Genomic DNA, 14,770 nt, shown 5'->3' on the forward strand with positions numbered 1-14,770 from the left:
TGAGCTGAAATGTCCCGAATCAAATATTACATATTTGTTTTTTTAGCATGTTTTTGTAGTCTGATTTTCGCACAACAAGTTAGTGTAGAAGATACAGACAAGCTTGCATTAACCCTTCAAGAGTATGTTGATCAAGCCAAATTATATAGTGATCGTGGTGATTATTATAAGGCTAAAAACAATCTAGATGAAGCATTAGAGATTGCAAAAAAAATCGATGATAAATCTAATCAAGGAAAAATCTATACAAAGATTGCAAAAGTTCAGTTCTTAGTTGGTGAAAAAAATCTAGCAACGGTTTCTCTTAATAATGCAATTCAAATTCAGCGTGAAATTGATGACTATGGTAATCGAGCTATTAGTTATAATATTAAAGGAGTATTTCTTAGCAATAATGAAAACTATGATAAGGCCTTAGAATACTTCAATTCTGCCAATACCTTATTTGAACAAGAGAACTTAGAAGAATATATTTCTGATGTAACTTTAAATGAAGCCAAGGCTCTTATTGCTTTAAAACGTTTTGATGAAGCTAAGGTAAAGCTCGAGAAAACCATAATTATTGCTAAAAAATACGATCAAAAACGTCGTTTAAGTAGTGCATTGATACAAAGCGGTAAGGTTTCTAGTGAATTAAACAATAGTAAATTAGCATTATCTCAGGCTGAAGAAGGCTTATCTATTGCTCAATCTCATAACATAATCGAAAATATTAATGAGGCGTACTTAACACTGAGTGATATCCACGAAAATAAAGGAGACCATTCTAATGCTTTAAATTATGTAAGAAAGCATATACAACTATCCGATTCTATACTCAATGTAAAACGAGAAAATTTAGCTTCTGGTATCACAGGACAAAATATCTATAACTATAAAGATGCCGAAAATGCTCAATTAAAAGAGCAAATGGATGAAGTTACAGCAGAAAGTACTTTTACTAGAATTACAACTATTTTGAGTATCGCTTTAATTACTATACTATCACTTTTAACCTTGTCTTTATATAAAAACAATAATATAAGATTGAGAACCAACAATATGCTTCATAAAAAGAATGATGAGCTTATTGTTGCAAAAGAAAAGGCAGAATTAGCCTCTAAGACCAAAGCTAATTTCTTATCTACTGTAACACATGAGTTACGTACACCATTATATGCTGTTACTGGGCTTACTAATATGTTGTTAGATGAAAAGCCAAAAGAGCACCAAATACCACACTTAAAATCATTAAAATTCTCTGGAGATTATTTATTAACTTTTATTAATGATATTCTTCAAATTAATAAAATTGAAGCAAATAAAGTTGAATTAGACCCAGAACAATTCAACCTTAAAAACAAAATCGAAAATGTCATTTCTGCTCTGAGTAATTCTGCTAAAGACAATCAAACAGACTTACATTTCGATTATGAAGACGGTTTACCAGAAACGTATATTGGTGACCAATTAAAGATTTCCCAAATCTTAATTAACCTACTTGGTAATGCTATTAAATTCACTAAAGATGGAGACATCTGGGTGAGAGCGCGTAAAATTGACAAAAAAGACAAAATGTACACGCTTCGCTTTGAAATTGAAGATAATGGTATTGGTATTACAAAGGAAAAACAAGACCATATGTTTGAGAGTTTCTCTCAAGGATCTGTACAAATCAACAGAAAATATGGTGGTACTGGTCTTGGTTTATCTATTGTAAAAGGACTTATTCAAATTCTTAAAGGGAAAATTTACTTAAAGAGTGAGCTTGGAAAAGGCACCACATTCTTTTTTGAAATTCCTTTAGAGCATTCTGAAATTGTCGAAGAACCTAAAGTAGAAAAAATTAAAAAATCTAATAAGATGGAAGATTTGGATTTAAGCAATGTTAAAATTCTAATTGTTGAAGACAACAAAATCAATCAAATGATTACTAAAAAGATTCTTAATAAAATGGATCTGTATTGTGATGTGGTTGATAACGGCGAAGCTGCTGTTGAGCAAGTAAAAGAAACAACTTACGATGTGGTGCTAATGGATATTCATATGCCAGGCATTAGTGGTTTAGAAGCTACCAAAATCATTAGAACTTTTGATAAAGAGCTTACCATCTTTGCACTTACAGCAGTAACTTTAGAAGACAAAATGCATGAGTTTGGTGAAGCTGGCTTTGATGATATTATCTCTAAACCGTTTAAACAAGAAGATTTTGAATCTAAGCTATATGCAGCACTTTCGGGCGAAAAAATAGTCTCTAGCTATTTTAACTAACAAATGATTTTACTGTTGTATTAAATAACTCAGGTCTATCTAATTTTATTTCAATAGGTAAATAATATAGTTTATCCTTTAGACTTCCATCATTTGATAAACGCATATAGTCTTTTTCTGTTGTAATTATTAATTCTTTAGATTTTAATTTTTCTATATCAGTAGCTTTAAAATTGTAGTGATCTCCATATTCTAAATGATCAAATTTTAACGCTTTCTCCAATAAAAACTCAACTAAGGGTTGTGCATTTGCAATACCTGTAACTAGTGTAAAATTTGGAAGTGATTCTAAACTTATAGAATCATTTGCAGATATTACTATATCAGCATAATCAATATAACTAAAACAAACTAGTTGATGCTTTTGAATTTTTAAACGTGCAATGATAGATTTTTTTTCTTGCTCAGAAATGTTTTTAGGACATTTGGTAACCACAATGACATCTGCTCGTTTAGCTCCCGATCGCGGCTCACGCAAATTACCTGCAGGTAAGACTATATCTTTGTAGTAAAGATTATTATATGCAGTCAATAAAATATTAAAACCAGCCCTTACTTTTCTGTGTTGATATGCATCATCTAACAAAATAACTTCAGGTGGTTCTGCCATACTTCGTAGTTGTTCTATACCATTCTGTCTATTAGAATCTACTGCAACTTTAATTTCGTTTTTAAATTTATTATAAAATTGAAATGGTTCATCACCAATAGTATCTGCATTAGCATTTTCATCCGCAAATACAAAACCGTCCGTTTTTCGTTTATAACCTCTACTTAATGTAGCAATAGATTTTTCGTTCTTCAATAACCGGATTAAATATTCAATCATTGGAGTTTTTCCTGTACCACCTGTACTAAGATTACCAACACAAATTATAGGGAAATTATACGATTTTGAAGATTTAATTCCTTTATCATAAAGTAAATTACGTAACCATGTAACCAAATAATAAATTGGCACAACAGGAAACAATATGATTCGAATGAATTTCATTGCTACGAAAATATACTATTTTTCTTCTGTAAAAAACTAAATTATATTTAAGAGAAAATAAAAAAATTAGTTTCACATCAGCAACCACTTCGTTAGTCTATGATTTTTTTCATTTGATTTTTGTGAATTTCCAAACAAAAAAATTCATGTACTTTTGAAACAAATACACACTTATGATTGTACAAGACGTAATTAATCACTTACATAACTTAGCTCCATTGGCTTATGCAGAAGACTTTGACAATGTAGGCCTTTTGGTAGGAGATAAAAGTCAATCCGTAACAGGTATTCTGGTTACACTAGATACGCTGGAGGCTGTAGTGGATGAAGCTATAGAAAACAATTGTAACCTAATTGTAAGCTTTCACCCTATTATTTTTAAAGGTTTAAAAAAACTAACTGGTAAGACCTATGTTGAGCGCGTAGTAATAAAAGCCATTCAAAATAATATTGCTATTTTCTCTATTCATACCGCTTTAGATAATGCCATTAAAGGAGTTAACTCAATTATTTGCGACCAGTTAAGCTTAATAAATAAAAAGATTTTAATTCCTCAGTCTGGCACAATTAAAAAACTACAAACGTATGTTCCAAAATCAAATGCTGAAGAATTAAGACAAGCTCTTTTTAATGCAGGTGCTGGTAATATAGGTAATTATGAATCTTGTAGTTTTAATGTAGATGGGGAAGGCACCTATTTAGGAAATGAAGAATCTAACCCTGTTATTGGTAAAAAAGGCGAATTACATACAGAAAATGAAACTGCAATTTCTGTAACCTTTAAAAAACATTTAGAATCTAAAGTTTTAAAAACCCTTTTTGACGCACACCCTTACGAAGAAGTTGCATTTGAAATTTCAACTTTAGAAAACACTAACCAACATATTGGAATGGGAATGATAGGCGAGTTAGAAAAACCTATGAATGCCAAAGAGTGTTTACATTTTATAAAAAACAAAATGAATACCGAATGTATAAGACATTCCGCATTGTTAGAAAAACCTATAAAAAAGATTGCTGTGCTAGGCGGTTCTGGTAGTTTTGCAATTAGCGCTGCAAAAGCTTCTGGTGCAGATCTTTTAGTCACTGCAGACCTAAAATATCACGACTTTTTCAGTGCAGAAAACGGTATTATTTTGGCAGATATTGGACATTATGAAAGCGAACAGTTCACAAAATCGTTTTTAGTAGACTATCTCTCGAAAAAAATTACTAATTTTGCAGTCATTTTATCAAAGACAAATACAAATCCGGTAAAGTATTTATAATTATGGCAAAAAAAGCTGAAGTTTCTGTTGAAGAGCGATTAAGAGCACTATATGACTTACAATTAATTGACTCTAGAGTAGATGAAATAAGAAATGTCAGAGGTGAGCTTCCTTTAGAAGTTAGAGATTTAGAAGACGAAGTAGAAGGACTTAACACTAGAATGGAAAAGTTAAATGATAGCCTAGCTATTATTGACGATGAGATTAAAGGAAAAAAGAACTTAATTGAAGAAGCTAAAGCTTTAATCAAAAAGTATAGTGAGCAACAAAAAAATGTTAGAAATAACAGAGAATATAACTCATTGACTAAAGAGGTTGAATTTCAGGAATTAGAAATTCAATTAGCAGAAAAGCACATCAAGGAATTTAAAGTTCAGATTGAACAGAAAAAAGAAGTTATTTCTGAAACTAAAGATCGTTTAAAAGATCGCCAAGCACATCTTAAACATAAAAAAGGTGAGTTAAACGAAATTTTAAAGGAGACTGAAAAAGAAGAAGAAGCACTTTTAGGAAAATCTGAAGATTTCCAAAAGAAGATTGATGAGCGTTTAGTTAAAGCATACCTTAGAATTAGACAAAACGTTAAAAATGGTTTAGCGGTTGTAGCTATAGAACGTGGAGCTTCTGGTGGATCTTTCTTTACTATTCCCCCTCAAGTACAAGTTGAGATTGCTTCTCGCAAAAAGGTAATTACTGATGAGCATAGTGGACGTATTTTAGTTGATGCTGCATTAGCAGAAGAAGAAAAAGTAAAAATGGATAAGTTATTTGCTAAACTTAGTAAGTAAATTATACATCGTAATAGATTGAAGCCTTCACAATTGTGAAGGCTTTTTTATTTTAATATAACTTTAAAGAAGATTTATATTAGGTTTAGTATTTTTAAACGACTATTTGAAAAAGAAAAAAGAATTATGAAAAATTTAATTTACGTATTAAGCATCAGCCTATTTTTTAGCTGTCATAACCAAGCACAAGTCAGTGATAAACAACAAGCCGTAATTGATGCAGAACCTGTTGCTGTTCCAATAAAAGATGGAAAAGCAAGAGCCTATTTTGCAAGTGGTTGTTTTTGGTGTGTTGAAGCTATCTTTGAAAGTGTTAAAGGAGTTGAGGAGTCTATAAGTGGTTATTCTGGCGGACACACAACAGACATTAACTATGAGAAAAGCAATACAGGCAAAACAGGCCATGCAGAAGCTGTAGAAATTATTTACGATCCAGAAGTGGTGAGCTTTGCCACCTTAGTTGATGTGTATTTTGGTTCTCAAAATCCTACACAAGTTAATGGTCAAGGACCAGATAAAGGTTCTCAATATCGCTCTATCATCTTTTACCAAAATGCTGAACAGAAAAAAATTATTGAAGAAAAGAAAACCGCTTTAGCTAAAAAGTTGGATGCTAAAATCGCTGCAGAAGTTTACCCTTTTCAAAAATTTTATAAAGGTGAAGATTATCATCAAGATTTTGAAAAACGTAATCCAAACCAGAGTTACATAAGAGCGGTTTCTATTCCTAGATTAAATCGTTTTAAAGCCAAGTTCCCAGAATTATTAAAGGAAGACGAAAAGCATTAATGAAACAGACCTTTCAGGTTTTAAATACCTGAAAGGTCTCAAACTAAATTTTACTCGCCTTAATTTCAAAGAGCATCGGAAACAACTGATTTTTCATCTTATACATGCCATTATCCAATTTTATTAAATCTGGAAATACATCATAAGGACTTTCATCATATTCATTAAGATAATCTATTTGTAATCCTGCCTCTATGAGTGCATTTACAACTTCTGCTAATCCATGATTCCAACCGTATTCTTTACTAACCATTTTTGAAGCTTGGTCGGCATAGGTACCTTCATACTCATCATAAATAACTTCATCTTGATTATAATGATATTTCATTTTTGGTTCACCTTCAACATAATCAAACATCCATAAAATAGGATGAAACTCTACAATATAAAACGTTCCACCAACCTTTAAACGTTCAGCTATCATTTTAGCCCAAGGTCTTAAATCTGGTAACCAGCCAATGGTTCCGTAACTTGTAAATACAATATCAAACGTCTTAGAAACATGTTTAGAAGTGTCTAAAACATTACAGCATATAAAATCAGCATCAAGATTTAGTTCTTCATTTAATTGCTTGGCAAGCTTTACACCCTCATCACTTAAATCCACACCAACACTTTTAGCTCCCATTCTACTCCAACTCAGCGTATCTTGCCCAAAATGACATTGCAAATGCAATAACGACTTACCAGAAACATCTCCTAAAGCATTTAGTTCATAAGGCATCAAAGAAGTTGCTCCAGCTTTAAAAGCATCCATTTTATACATCTCACTTTCTGCATGTGCACCTACTTTCTTGTTCCAAGTCGCTTTATTTACTTCAAAATAATTAGTGTTGTCCTCCATTGTTAGTTAATTTTGTCTCTAAATTAAAATTTCTTTTAAAATGAAGTCATTATATCTAGGTCTGATTTGCTTATTATTTGTTTTTTCATGTAAATCTGAAAAGAAAGAAGCCACAATCGAAAAAGAAACTCAAGTATTAACCACTGCAGAAAAAATTGCTAATGCTCATGGTTATGAAAACTGGAAAAATGTCGAAAAAGTAGAATTCACTTTTAAAGTAGATAGGAATTCTATAAAAGGTAATGGAAGATCGTGGACATGGTATCCCAAAAAAGATAGTGTTATTATGAAAGCTGGTGAACAAATCGTAAAATTCAACAGGAACAAATTAGATAGTGTACCACCTAATGCAGATAGAAACTTTATTAACGATAAGTTTTGGGCATTTGTACCTTTTCAATTGGTTTGGGACAATACAGCAACAATTTCTCAGCCCAAAAAAGCTGAATCTCCTATACACAAAGAGCAATTAGACATGATTACCATTTTATATGCAGACGAAGGTGGCTACACACCTGGAGATGCCTACGATATTTATTATGATGACAACTATATGATTAAAGAATGGGTATTTAGAAAAGGAAATTCCCCAGAACCCTCTTTAACCAATACATTCGAAAACTACAAAGATTTCAACGGTATTAAAATTGCAATAGATCATAAAAAAGATAATGGCAACTGGAATCTTAACTTTACAGATGTCAGTATTACCTTGGAAGACTAAAATTATGGCATTACTTTTGCACCCTATAATGTAAGTTTCACGTCGGTCGTTACGGCTTAAAACGTATAGCTTACATTTTCCGCCTTTTGGCGCCTATATATATTCTCTAGCGCTTTGTTTTCAAAGCGCTTTTTTTGTGCTTATAAATCCTTATTTTTGTTAGCAACCGATAAATCAATTCACTTTGTCCGACTACAAACTTGGTCTAGATTACGCCAAACAACAAGACGCTTTAGACGAACTATCTAGCTACAGACAGCAATTTCATATTCCAAAAGATAAAAACGGAAATGAATTAATTTACCTCTGTGGCAACTCACTAGGCTTACAACCAAAATCTACAAAGGATTACATTAATCAAGAATTAGAAGATTGGGCAAATCTTGGTGTAGAAGGTCATACCGAAGCTAAAAACCCTTGGTTACCGTATCATGAGTTTTTAACGGAAGCTACGGCTAAATTAGTTGGAGCAAAACCTATTGAAGTCGTAACTATGAATTCGCTTACTGCGAATCTTCATTTTATGATGGTTTCGTTCTACAAACCAACAAAAGAACGATATAAAATAGTTATAGAAAGTGATGCATTTCCATCAGACAAATATGCTGTAGAATCGCAATTGCGACATCATGGTTATGATGATAAAGAAGGTCTTATTCTTTGGAAACCTAGAGATGGTGAAGAATTATTACGATATGAAGACCTAGAAGCTATTTTAGAAGCTCATGGTAATGAAATTGCATTGGTAATGATTGGTGGTGTGAATTACTACACTGGGCAGTTTTTCGATTTTAAACGCATTACAGAACTTGGTCATAGCTATGGTTGCAAAGTCGGATTTGATTGTGCTCATGGTGCTGGAAATGTGAATTTAGATTTACACAACTCAGGAGCAGATTTTGCAGTTTGGTGTACTTATAAATATCTCAACTCAGGACCTGGAAGTCTTTCTGGTTGCTTTGTTCACGAGCGTCATGCTTACGATAAAAACTTAAATCGTTTTACAGGTTGGTGGAGTCACAATAAGCAAACACGTTTTAACATGCGACACGAGTTTGACGTGTTGCCTGGAGCTGAAGGTTGGCAACTCAGCAATCCACCAATATTATCTATGGCAGCAATTAAAGCCTCTTTAGATATGTTTAATGATGTCGGAATTAAGAAACTCACAGAAAAGTCTAAAAAACTTACTGGCTATTTCGAGTTCTTACTAAAGCAACTAGGCGAAGATACTATTAGAATCATTACACCAGAAAACCCTGATGAACGTGGTTGCCAACTATCGATTCAAGTATTGAACGCAGATAAAAAATTACACGATAAACTAACCGAAGCCGGAGTTATAAGTGACTGGAGAGAACCAGATGTAATTAGATGTGCACCTGTACCATTGTATAATTCTTTTGAGGATGTTTATAGAATGGTTGAAAAAATGAAGGCTATATTAAATTAAAGCCCATCCTAACCTTCCCTGAGGGAAGGATCTAATGCTTAATAAAAAAGAATGAATACTAATATAAATACACGCAACAGTGAGAAAGTCTTCCCTTCTGGGGAAGATTTAGAAGGGGCTGCACAAAACATATTAATCATAGGTGCAGGTCTTTGCGGCAGCTTGCTTGCGCTTAGATTAGGACAAAGGGGCTACAACGTAACCGTTTACGAAATGCGTCCAGATTTACGTAAAACAGATATTTCTGCAGGTCGTTCTATCAATCTAGCCTTTTCAGATCGTGGTAACAAAGCCATGAAACTAGTTGGTATTGAAGACAAAGTAAAAGACTTATGTATTCCTATGAATGGTCGTATGATTCACGACAAAGAAGGCAATACCTTTTTATCTAATTATAGTGGTCGCGATTATGAATATATTAATTCTATATCGCGTGGTGATTTAAATGCTCTGCTCTTGGATGAAGCAGAAAAGCACGAAAACGTCACCATCCATTTCAATAAAAAATGTAAATCTGTTGATTTTGAAAACACCACGGCTTTATTTCAAGATTACCACACCAAAAATGAATTTATAGAAGATGCCGATTGTATTATTGCTACAGATGGCGCAGGTTCAGCTTTGCGCAAAAGTTACTATTTAGGTAAAAAGTTTTTATTCAGTTTTTCACAAGACTATTTAACTCATGGTTACAAAGAGCTGAGTATTCTGCCAACTGAAAATGGTGGTTACAAAACCTATAAAAATGCACTTCATATTTGGCCAAGAGGTGATTTTATGGTCATTGCATTACCAAACTTAGACGGTAGTTTTACAGTGACATTGTTCTTAAGTTACGATGAAGGTGAGTACAATTTCAACAATTTAACCACACCAGAAATTGTAACAGAATTTTTTCAAAAAGAATTTCCTGATGCTTTGGAATTGATGCCAAATCTAATTGAAGACTTTTTTGAGAACCCAACAGCACCTTTAGGCACTGTAAAATGTTCGCCTTGGCATTATAAAGGTAATACTTTGTTAATGGGTGATTCTGCTCATGCTATTGTTCCATTTTACGGACAAGGTATGAATGCTTCTTTTGAAGATGTTGTAGAATTTGATAAAGTCTTAAACCAAAATTTAGATAATTGGGAAGCGACTTTCGAAACCTATGAAAAAAACAGAAAGAAAGATACAGATGCCATTGCCGATTTAGCCATTGATAATTTTCATGAAATGAAAGACCACGTAGGTCAGGCGATTTTCCAAGAAAAACGAAAAATTGAAATGATGCTCGAAAAAGAATTTCCAGAGGATTATTCTTCAAAATATAGTTTAGTTACCTTTAATGAAGATATTGGTTACAGAGAAGCGATGTTAAAAGGAAGAGCGCAAGACAAAGCAATTTTAAATATGTTAGCTGATGGAATTATTTCAATATCAGATGACCCTAAAGATATTTTAGATAAAGTAAAAACTGAAACTGAAGCAATTTTGGAAGATGATAGAGTGGCAAAATTCGGCCCATCCTAACCTTCCCAGAGGGAAGGAACTGGTACGTGCTTAAATAGGAAAATCAATTAGATTTATAACTAACAAATAAAAAATTCATGCCCCAAATCAATTGGTAGAATTGAACATCAAAATTCAGAAATAGTGAGCGAAGGAATGTAGATGCGAAGCGCAGCTTCAAGCACGGAATTCCGAAAGTGAATGTTCCGAAGGAATTTCCTATATTTTGATTGTGATTTTTGGTTCGTTTGCATCAAGGCAAATGAACAATAAATAAAATAACAACAAAATAAGATTCTGAAACAAGTTCAGAATGACAAGAATATGAAGGAAAAAGACAATAAGGTTCCTGCTTCCGCAGGAACAGGCGTAGCACCAAGAGGAGCATACCCACACGTAAAACAAGTAGGCGATTTCATTTTCGTTTCTGGAACAAGTTCTCGCAGAGCAGACAACACCATTGCCGGAGTGGATATTATTGACGAAATGGGAACTAAAAAGTTAAACGCTTATACCCAAACCCAAGAAGTACTAAAAAACATTGATAAGAACCTTCAAAAAGTTGGAGCAAGCTTAAAAGATGTCGTTGATGTCACCTCTTTTTTAGTAAACATGAATGACTTTGCTGATTACAACAAGGCTTACGCTGAGTTTTTTGACAAAGAAACAGGACCAACCCGAACAACAGTAGCTGTGCATCAGTTGCCCCATCCAGATTTAGTGGTTGAGATAAAGGTTATGGCATATAAACCAAAATAAATATGATTAAATTCTTCAGGCAAATAAGACAGAATTTCCTAACTGAAAATAAATTCGGTAAGTACCTGTTGTATGCTATTGGAGAAATCATACTCGTTTTTATTGGCATTTTTATGGCACTTCAATTCAATAACTGGAACGAAGAAAAAAAGATTCAAAAAAATATACAGACCACTTTAAATTTATTAAAAGACGAAATAAACACCAATAAAATGAGTATTTCTAATGTTAAGGACTATCATATTATGATTAGAGACACATTACGAAAAATCGATATGCCAAAAACGGAAGAAAACATTAATAAAGCTTTAGGCTTTTGGAGAGGCATGAGAACACCAAGGTTAAGAGATGCTGCATTTCAAACCAGTATTCAAGCTGGAGTTAGTAAAGAATTTAATCCTACATTATTAAATACGCTGAATAATTTATACACATATCAAGAGAGTTATAACGCATTCAACACACAATCAATTCAAATATTTTTCAATGCAGACTTTACCGATGCTAAGAGTTTTGGAAAAACGATGGCAAAAGTGCAAATGACCATGAATGATTTATATTACTATGAAAAGGAATTGACTGAGCTCTTTGATTATAATTTAAAACAAATCGATTCTTTATATAAAATAGACTAGTGAATATTCAAAACTACATAAACGGAAAATTCGAAAATCCAATTCAAAATAACTGGATTGACAACTACAATCCTGCAAGTGGTGCCATTTATGGGCAGATTCCAAACTCCACTAAAGAAGATGTTGAAAAAGCTTATAAAAGTGCCAAATCTGCTTTTAGACAGTGGTCAGTGACTAGTTTAGAGGAACGCAGTCGTATTTTAATTAAAATTTCTGAGTTACTAGAAGCTAACTTACAACAGTTTGCAGAAGCCGAAAGCTTAGATAACGGCAAACCCATAGCGTTAGCTAAAACTGTAGATATCCCAAGAGCAGCAAGTAATTTTAGATTCTTCGGAAATGCCATAACGCAGTTTGCTAGTGAAAGTCACGAATCCGTTGGACAACAAGCCATAAATTACACCTTACGCCAACCTATAGGTGTTGTTGGTTGTATTAGCCCTTGGAACCTTCCGCTCTATCTCTTTACTTGGAAAATTGCGCCTGCTATTGCCGCAGGAAATTGTGTAGTAGCCAAACCAAGCGAAGTCACTCCAATGACTGCTTTCTTATTAGGTGAAATCTGTATTGAAGCAGGTTTACCCAAAGGTGTTTTAAACATTGTGCATGGCTCAGGTACTACTACAGGACAAGCCATTATAGAGCATCCAGATATTAAAGCCATTTCATTTACAGGAGGCACAGCTACTGGAGCGCATATTGCTAAAGTCGCTGCTCCAATGTTTAAAAAGTTATCTTTAGAATTAGGTGGAAAAAACCCGAATATCATTTTCGCTGATTGCGATTATGAGGATATGTTAAATACAACCGTTCGTTCATCATTTGCCAATCAAGGACAAATATGTTTATGTGGAAGTCGTATTTTTGTAGAAGCTTCAATCTATGAGAAATTTAAAACCGATTTTGTAGAAAAAGTAAAAGCACTAAAAGTTGGACATCCATCAGAAAAAGATACCAATATAGGAGCCCTAGTTTCTAAACCACATCTTGAAAAAGTTAAGGAATATATTAAAATAGCCAAAGAAGAAAACGGAACGATCCTATGTGGTGGAAATGAAGTAACCGTTAAAGGTTATGAAAACGGTTACTATTTAGAGCCAACTGTTATCGAAGTTCCTAATGATGAATGCAGAGTCAACCAAGAAGAAATATTTGGCCCTGTAGTGACCATTATGCCATTTAACATGGAGGATGAAGCCCTAGAAATGGCAAACAAAGTAAAATACGGTTTATCAGCAACCCTTTGGACGAACGATTTAAAACGTACCATGAGACTAAGTAACCAATTACAAGCTGGTATTGTTTGGGTTAATACTTGGATGATGCGCGATTTACGAACACCTTTTGGCGGTGTAAAAGCATCAGGCGTTGGTCGCGAAGGCGGTTTTGAAGCCTTACGCTTTTTTACGGAAGCTAAAAATATATGTATAAAATACTAAATCTAAATATCATGAAAATTAAAATTACAACACTATTATTATTTTTTGTTAGCACTTTTCTATTTGCTCAAGAAGACTGGAAAACATTCGCTAAAGACAACTTCTCAATTCAGTATCCAGCAACTTGGGAATATAGCGACCAAAAACCTCAACCCAATATTCAATTTGTATTAATGTCTGAAGAAGCTTCTCAAAATGAAGATATGTTTAGAGAAAATATAAATCTAAACACTGAAGATTTAAACGGACAAGATGTAAGTCTTAAAGATTATGCTAAAGCTGGATTAGATCAGGTATTTGCTCAAATACCTTCAGCCAAAATGATAACTAATAACGACATAAAATTAGGAGGAGAAAATGCTAAAGAAATAATTTGGTCGGCAAATCTTGGTAATGGTATATTATTAAAATTTAAGCAAGTTTTTTTACTGAAAGATGGTACCGCTTACGTCCTCACTTTTACAGCAACAGAAACTGATTATGATAAGTATATTGTTGATGGTGAAAAAATATTATACAGTTTTAAATTCACTAATTAAATGAATCTAGAATTAAACAACAAATACGCATTAGTTTGTGGTAGCACGGCTGGAATAGGAAAAGCAACAGCTTTAGCATTAGCAGAAGAAGGTGCCATAGTTACTTTAGTTGCAAGAAATGAAGAGAAGTTAAAAGCAGTACTTGCTGAATTACCTCAGCATCGTAACCATGATTATATTGTTGCAGATTTTTCTAATCCAACAGAATTACAAGCAAAAGTTGAAACTTACATTAAAGAAAATCATGGCTTTCATGTATTAGTCAATAACACAGGCGGACCAGCTGGTGGACCAGTTTTTTCTGCAAAAATTGAAGAATTTGAGAATGCATTTACACAACATTTAAAATGTAATCATATATTGGTACAAGCTTTGGTTCCGTTTATGAAAGACCAAAATTATGGGCGAATTATAAATGTAATTTCTACATCTGTAAAACAACCGCTAGACGGTTTAGGAGTTAGTAATACTATTCGTGGTGCAGTAGCTAATTGGAGTAAAACTTTGGCAAACGAATTAGGGCAATATGGTATTACAGTAAACAACGTTTTGCCAGGAGCCACAGGTACAGAACGCTTAAGTGAAATTATTAAAAATAAATCTGCGAAAACAGGTAAAACTGTAGAAGAGGCTGCAGATGCTATGAAAAATGCAGTGCCAGCTAAACGTTTTGCTAAACCCGAAGAATTGGCGGATGCTATTACATTTTTAGCTAGTGAACGTGCCAGTTATATTAACGGAATTAATCTTCCTGTTGATGGAGGAAGAACAAAATCTTTGTAACTTTATGACTT

The 14,770-nt window shown here is 33.3% G+C and carries 14 protein-coding genes; 12 read left to right on the forward strand and 2 right to left on the reverse strand.

Annotated features, from left to right (window positions below; all coding sequences use genetic code 11):
* Window positions 1-9: 9 nt before the first annotated feature.
* Window positions 10-2,250, forward strand: coding sequence for an ATP-binding protein (locus H8K90_RS01720; RefSeq protein ID WP_186844214.1), 2,241 nt, complete (start codon window positions 10-12; stop codon window positions 2,248-2,250).
* On the opposite strand, the gene lpxK is transcribed toward H8K90_RS01720, so the two are convergent.
* Entirely contained in the window at window positions 2,243-3,244 is a 1,002-nt protein-coding gene (gene lpxK, locus H8K90_RS01725) for a tetraacyldisaccharide 4'-kinase (RefSeq protein ID WP_186844215.1), read from the reverse strand. The two genes, H8K90_RS01720 and lpxK, sit on opposite strands and share 8 nt — an antisense overlap.
* Window positions 3,245-3,417: 173 nt before the next feature.
* Between lpxK and H8K90_RS01730 the strand changes: the two genes are divergently transcribed.
* The 3 genes from H8K90_RS01730 (at window position 3,418) to msrA (ending at window position 6,089) form a co-directional block, all read left to right on the forward strand.
* Window positions 3,418-4,512 carry a Nif3-like dinuclear metal center hexameric protein gene (locus H8K90_RS01730; protein WP_186844216.1) on the forward strand — a complete coding sequence of 365 codons (1,095 nt, stop codon included), beginning with the start codon at window positions 3,418-3,420 and terminating at the stop codon, window positions 4,510-4,512.
* A gap of 2 nt (window positions 4,513-4,514) precedes the next feature.
* On the forward strand, window positions 4,515-5,300 hold the full coding sequence (locus H8K90_RS01735) for a zinc ribbon domain-containing protein (RefSeq protein WP_186844217.1): 786 nt from the start codon (window positions 4,515-4,517) through the stop codon (window positions 5,298-5,300).
* A 126-nt stretch (window positions 5,301-5,426) separates the two neighbouring features.
* Window positions 5,427-6,089 carry a peptide-methionine (S)-S-oxide reductase MsrA gene (msrA, locus tag H8K90_RS01740; RefSeq protein WP_186844218.1) on the forward strand — a complete coding sequence of 221 codons (663 nt, stop codon included), beginning with the start codon at window positions 5,427-5,429 and terminating at the stop codon, window positions 6,087-6,089.
* Between the two features lie 43 nt (window positions 6,090-6,132).
* On the opposite strand, the gene H8K90_RS01745 is transcribed toward msrA, so the two are convergent.
* Window positions 6,133-6,933, reverse strand: a complete 801-nt coding sequence (locus tag H8K90_RS01745) for a methyltransferase domain-containing protein (RefSeq protein ID WP_186844219.1) — start codon at window positions 6,931-6,933, stop codon at window positions 6,133-6,135.
* 40 nt (window positions 6,934-6,973) lie between these two features.
* On the opposite strand from H8K90_RS01745, the gene H8K90_RS01750 reads away from it, so the two are divergent.
* The 8 genes from H8K90_RS01750 to H8K90_RS01785 all read left to right on the forward strand — a co-directional run bounded on the left by H8K90_RS01750 (window position 6,974) and on the right by H8K90_RS01785 (window position 14,759).
* Complete coding sequence (locus H8K90_RS01750) at window positions 6,974-7,657, forward strand: hypothetical protein (RefSeq protein WP_186844220.1); 684 nt, start codon at window positions 6,974-6,976, stop codon at window positions 7,655-7,657.
* Window positions 7,658-7,841: 184 nt separating this feature from the next.
* Entirely contained in the window at window positions 7,842-9,110 is a 1,269-nt protein-coding gene (gene kynU, locus H8K90_RS01755) for a kynureninase (protein WP_186844221.1), read from the forward strand.
* 51 nt (window positions 9,111-9,161) lie between these two features.
* Window positions 9,162-10,625 carry an FAD-dependent oxidoreductase gene (locus H8K90_RS01760; protein WP_222611301.1) on the forward strand — a complete coding sequence of 488 codons (1,464 nt, stop codon included), beginning with the start codon at window positions 9,162-9,164 and terminating at the stop codon, window positions 10,623-10,625.
* 303 nt (window positions 10,626-10,928) lie between these two features.
* A complete protein-coding gene (locus tag H8K90_RS01765; RefSeq protein WP_186844222.1) occupies window positions 10,929-11,363 on the forward strand; it encodes a RidA family protein in 435 nt (144 codons plus the stop codon).
* A gap of 2 nt (window positions 11,364-11,365) precedes the next feature.
* On the forward strand, window positions 11,366-11,998 hold the full coding sequence (locus H8K90_RS01770; RefSeq protein WP_186844223.1) for a hypothetical protein: 633 nt from the start codon (window positions 11,366-11,368) through the stop codon (window positions 11,996-11,998).
* On the forward strand, window positions 11,998-13,437 hold the full coding sequence (locus H8K90_RS01775; protein WP_186844224.1) for an aldehyde dehydrogenase: 1,440 nt from the start codon (window positions 11,998-12,000) through the stop codon (window positions 13,435-13,437). The genes H8K90_RS01770 and H8K90_RS01775 overlap by 1 nt, the downstream gene beginning before the upstream one ends.
* A gap of 11 nt (window positions 13,438-13,448) precedes the next feature.
* Window positions 13,449-13,976 carry a PsbP-related protein gene (locus H8K90_RS01780; protein ID WP_186844225.1) on the forward strand — a complete coding sequence of 176 codons (528 nt, stop codon included), beginning with the start codon at window positions 13,449-13,451 and terminating at the stop codon, window positions 13,974-13,976.
* On the forward strand, window positions 13,977-14,759 hold the full coding sequence (locus H8K90_RS01785; RefSeq protein WP_186844226.1) for an SDR family oxidoreductase: 783 nt from the start codon (window positions 13,977-13,979) through the stop codon (window positions 14,757-14,759).
* Window positions 14,760-14,770 lie beyond the last annotated feature (11 nt).

The sequence above is a fragment of the Winogradskyella echinorum genome (assembly GCF_014297365.1).
Classification (GTDB): domain Bacteria; phylum Bacteroidota; class Bacteroidia; order Flavobacteriales; family Flavobacteriaceae; genus Winogradskyella; species Winogradskyella echinorum.

Coding starts and splice junctions, on each gene's coding strand:
- H8K90_RS01760 (WP_222611301.1), top strand. CDS start 9,162: ATGAATACTAATATAAATACACGCAACAGTGAGAAAGTCTTCCCTTCT.
- msrA (WP_186844218.1), top strand. CDS start 5,427: ATGAAAAATTTAATTTACGTATTAAGCATCAGCCTATTTTTTAGCTGT.
- H8K90_RS01750 (WP_186844220.1), top strand. CDS start 6,974: ATGAAGTCATTATATCTAGGTCTGATTTGCTTATTATTTGTTTTTTCA.
- H8K90_RS01780 (WP_186844225.1), top strand. CDS start 13,449: ATGAAAATTAAAATTACAACACTATTATTATTTTTTGTTAGCACTTTT.
- H8K90_RS01730 (WP_186844216.1), top strand. CDS start 3,418: ATGATTGTACAAGACGTAATTAATCACTTACATAACTTAGCTCCATTG.
- H8K90_RS01720 (WP_186844214.1), top strand. CDS start 10: ATGTCCCGAATCAAATATTACATATTTGTTTTTTTAGCATGTTTTTGT.
- H8K90_RS01765 (WP_186844222.1), top strand. CDS start 10,929: ATGAAGGAAAAAGACAATAAGGTTCCTGCTTCCGCAGGAACAGGCGTA.
- H8K90_RS01785 (WP_186844226.1), top strand. CDS start 13,977: ATGAATCTAGAATTAAACAACAAATACGCATTAGTTTGTGGTAGCACG.
- lpxK (WP_186844215.1), bottom strand. CDS start 3,244: ATGAAATTCATTCGAATCATATTGTTTCCTGTTGTGCCAATTTATTAT.
- H8K90_RS01745 (WP_186844219.1), bottom strand. CDS start 6,933: ATGGAGGACAACACTAATTATTTTGAAGTAAATAAAGCGACTTGGAAC.
- H8K90_RS01770 (WP_186844223.1), top strand. CDS start 11,366: ATGATTAAATTCTTCAGGCAAATAAGACAGAATTTCCTAACTGAAAAT.
- H8K90_RS01735 (WP_186844217.1), top strand. CDS start 4,515: ATGGCAAAAAAAGCTGAAGTTTCTGTTGAAGAGCGATTAAGAGCACTA.